At 66.0% G+C, this 3,322-nt stretch carries 3 protein-coding genes; 1 reads left to right on the top strand and 2 read right to left on the bottom strand.

All coding sequences use genetic code 11. The features are described from left to right. The coding region (locus tag EB75_RS29785) for a hypothetical protein (RefSeq protein WP_502689407.1) at positions 1–373 on the bottom strand (373 nt) is incomplete at its 3' end. A 427-nt stretch (positions 374–800) separates the two neighbouring features. On the opposite strand from EB75_RS29785, the gene EB75_RS28210 reads away from it, so the two are divergent. Then, entirely contained in the window at positions 801–1,664 is an 864-nt protein-coding gene (locus EB75_RS28210) for a DUF732 domain-containing protein (protein ID WP_142239884.1), read from the top strand. A 91-nt stretch (positions 1,665–1,755) separates the two neighbouring features. On the opposite strand, the gene EB75_RS28205 is transcribed toward EB75_RS28210, so the two are convergent. Beyond that, a complete protein-coding gene (locus EB75_RS28205; RefSeq protein ID WP_073698484.1) occupies positions 1,756–2,859 on the bottom strand; it encodes a hypothetical protein in 1,104 nt (367 codons plus the stop codon). Between the last annotated feature and the right edge of the window lie 463 nt (positions 2,860–3,322).

The following is a 3,322-nucleotide window of genomic DNA, read 5'->3' as shown; positions in this document are numbered from 1 at the left end:
GCTGGATGATGCGGGTGAACTGACCGACCATGCCGCCCAACGAGTTCGGCAGGCTTGACGACGAGCTGCTGCCGGTGGTGGAACCGGTGGTGGTCGACGATCCGGTGGTCGTGCTCGACGTCGTGGTGCCGCCGGTGGTCGTTGAGGTGTCGGAGCCGGTGGTGGTGCCGCCGGTCGTCGTACCGCCCGTGGACGTGCCCGTGGTGGTGCCTGTGGTCGAGCTGGTGCCCGTCGTGCCCGAGGTCGAGTCACTACTCGTGGTGTCAGCGTTGGCGATCGGAAGTGAGAATGCCACGGCAGCTGCGGGAGCTAATGCCAAAAAGCCTGCGGTGACGAGGCTGGAGGCGGCGGCGAGCCGCGCGTGGGGCATCACGCGGAGATCACCTCCCCTTTTCTGACCAGAGTGCAGTATGTCATACCCGTCTGACCATTACCTATGAACGAAGTGGGCCTCTACTCGGGCGTCAATTGATGCGGGCTGCGTGCGGTGTTCGGCGACGCGTCGGCCGTCGTCGCGCGACCGCGCGCACGCCACGATTCGGCGGAGTATTGACGCACATTTCAAATTGTTCCTGAAGGTGCTAGTGAGGCAATTGTGACTAATGGTGTTATTGAGTTGAAGCGACCGTAAGAAAAGGAGACAGATTTTCAGCCCTGCCACAGAGATCAATGGAGCGAAACGCATAGGGTTCGAACGGTTATCGCCCCGTGTTGTTTTTGTGACATTTGTAGCTCACCGTTACCGAAGTGAAACCAGTGCCCAGTGTGGCGCCGAGCACTCAGGAACAGGGAGCGTGCTGATGACCGCAACTACTGAAGTGACGTACCGCAGACGACCGGTGGCTGCCCGCGCGGGCCGGCCGAAGACCGGAAGGACCCAGGTCGGCTCGGTGGATGTCATCGCGGCATCGGCCGCGGTGCTACGCCCCGTCGCGGTGGCCGGGGCGATTGTCGCCGCCGCCCTCATGTGGGGACCGCGTGCCCAGGCCGACGTCGTACACGACACGCTCAATGAAGTCGGCATCGGCAACAACGGGCCCGTCAGCAATGCGATCGCCGAAGTGGGCACCTCGATCTGCCCCCTGCTGGTGCAGCCCGGAAGTCAGGTGGCCAGCACGGCGACAGAAATGAGCGGGCACGGAGGCATCGCGCCGCCGTTGGCCGGCTTCGCCACTCAGGTGGCAATCCAGTCCCAGTGCCCCGCCTTCATGACGGCGTTGGCCAACGGCAACATCCCGGCGTTGATGAACGGCGGACTGCCGGTGACGCCGCCCGGGCTGCCCGGGGTGCCGGGCGGGCTGTCGAACCTCTCGGGCGCCACTGCGGCGGTCCCGGGCGCATTGGGAGCCGTCCCGGGGACGCTCGGTGCGGTGCCGGGAACACTCGGTGCGGTGCCGGGCGTGGTGGGCGGGGCGACGACACCGGTCTCGAGCGTGTTGGGCGCTGCGACTGCGCCGGTCCCGGGTGCCTTGGGTGCGGTGACGGCGCCGGTCCCGGGTGCGCTGGGTGCGGCGACTGCACCCGTTCCTGGCCTGCTCGGCACCGCCACGGCGCCGTTGGCTCCGACAGCGGCTCTGCCTGCACCGGGCCTCCTGGCGCCCGCGGCGCAGGCGCCGTTGCAACTGGCGTCATCCCCGGTCGTGCCGGCGGTTCCTGGCTACTGAGGTGTGACTCCCGCCCACGGAATGTGGGCGGGAATGCATTGAGGGCTGTGGCTTTTCGAAGCCACAGCCCTCAATGTTGTTGCAATACTTGCTATTCCGCGCTGCTAGAGGCGTGCGATGAGCTGCCGCCCTCAGGTGCGCGGTGCTTGCCGCCGGTCGCACCGGCGGGCACGGATACCGAACCGCTGGCGCCCTCGGGAGCGCTGTGCTTGCCACCCTTCGACTTGTCGGCCTTCTTGGGCTTGGCGGGCTTCTTGCCGGTGTCGTCCGTCGACTTGTCGGTCCCCGACTTGTCGTCAGACTTCGTGTCGGTCTTGTCGTCCGACTTGGTGTCCGTCTTGTCCTCGGACTTGGTGTCGGTCTTCTCGGTACCGGTCGTCTTGTCCGCGTCGGTGCCCTTGTCCTCGGACTTGGTGTCGGTCTTGACCTCGGTCTTGCCTGCGTCGGTGCCGACGGCGGGGGTCTTGTCCTTCGAACCGGCTTCCGGCGACGTGGTACCCGTTTCGGTCGAGGTGCCCGTCTCGGCTGCGGCCGGCTTGGCCGTCAGGGACAGCGTCTTGGCCGTGGGGCTGATCGACGTCGAGGCCAGCGGAGTCACGGCCGCAGCGGGGCTGACAGCCGCAAGGGGGGTGACTGCGGCGAGCGAGTTGAAGATGGCCGCCGGGGTGGCGATGAGCTGCTGGATCGCCTTCGTGACAACGGTTACGGCCGCCTGGAGGGCGGTGGTGAGGCTGGCGCCCTGCCAGAAGCCCTTGATGATCTTGTTGAGGCCGTTGATCAGCGTGGCCGGTGCCGTCGCCGCGGTCTTCCACAGCGCGATGGCGGGCGCGAGCGCCGAAGTGATGGCCTTGTTGGCTGTGGTGATGAGCGTCGTGGGCAGCTGGGCAGCCTGCGTCCACAGCGCGATGGCGGGCGCGAGCGCCGACGTGATCGCGGTGTTGGCTTGGGTGATGTACGAGCCGATCACCGTGGCGGTCTGGGTGTACAGCGCGTAGAACTCCTGGAACGGCAGGCCCAGCAGATCGATCGGGCTGGCGGTCAGGTAGTACTTCTCGGCGTACGTCGACACGGCTGCCGGTGCGGCGTAGACGGCCGGCACGTTGGTGTGTGTCACCTGAGGCGTGACAGCGCCGGTTGCAGTTGCGACGACCACCGCAGACATTCCGGCGACGAGCGACGACTTGAGAACTGGCATGACTCTTGGGCGAGCGACAGTTTGCATTGATGGTCCCCGGTATTTCTGATGCGGATCGGACTTTGGCGGTCTGAAGGTAGCCGATACCGGCACTCCCATCTAGCTGGGAGAAAACTCGCTTCGAGGGGTTGACCTGCTCATATGTGCGCAGTTTGCTTGACTGGGTAAATAAATCAAGCTGAAGTTTTCCAAGAATTCACCGGCCGGTCGGCGGCCGACGGCATTTGCCCGGTGCGTTGCGTGTGCGACGGTCGGGTGTCGAAGCCCCAACAATTTGCCAGCGGTGCGGTGTGGGTGCTCGCCGAACCGGTCGCGGTGTGATGTGGTGATCATGATGTCCGCCTTCGCCATCCGTGCCGCGGGGATGACGGCTGCCGCTTTCGCGGCGCTGCTGGTGGCGGGGAGCCCGGCGGCATCGGCCGAACCCGCCACGGACGCACAGGGGTTCGTCGATTCGACGGCG

The sequence above is a fragment of the Mycobacterium sp. ST-F2 genome, assembly GCF_001905655.1.
Lineage (GTDB): Bacteria > Actinomycetota > Actinomycetes > Mycobacteriales > Mycobacteriaceae > Mycobacterium.
This window is presented reverse-complemented; position numbering and strand designations above follow the sequence as displayed.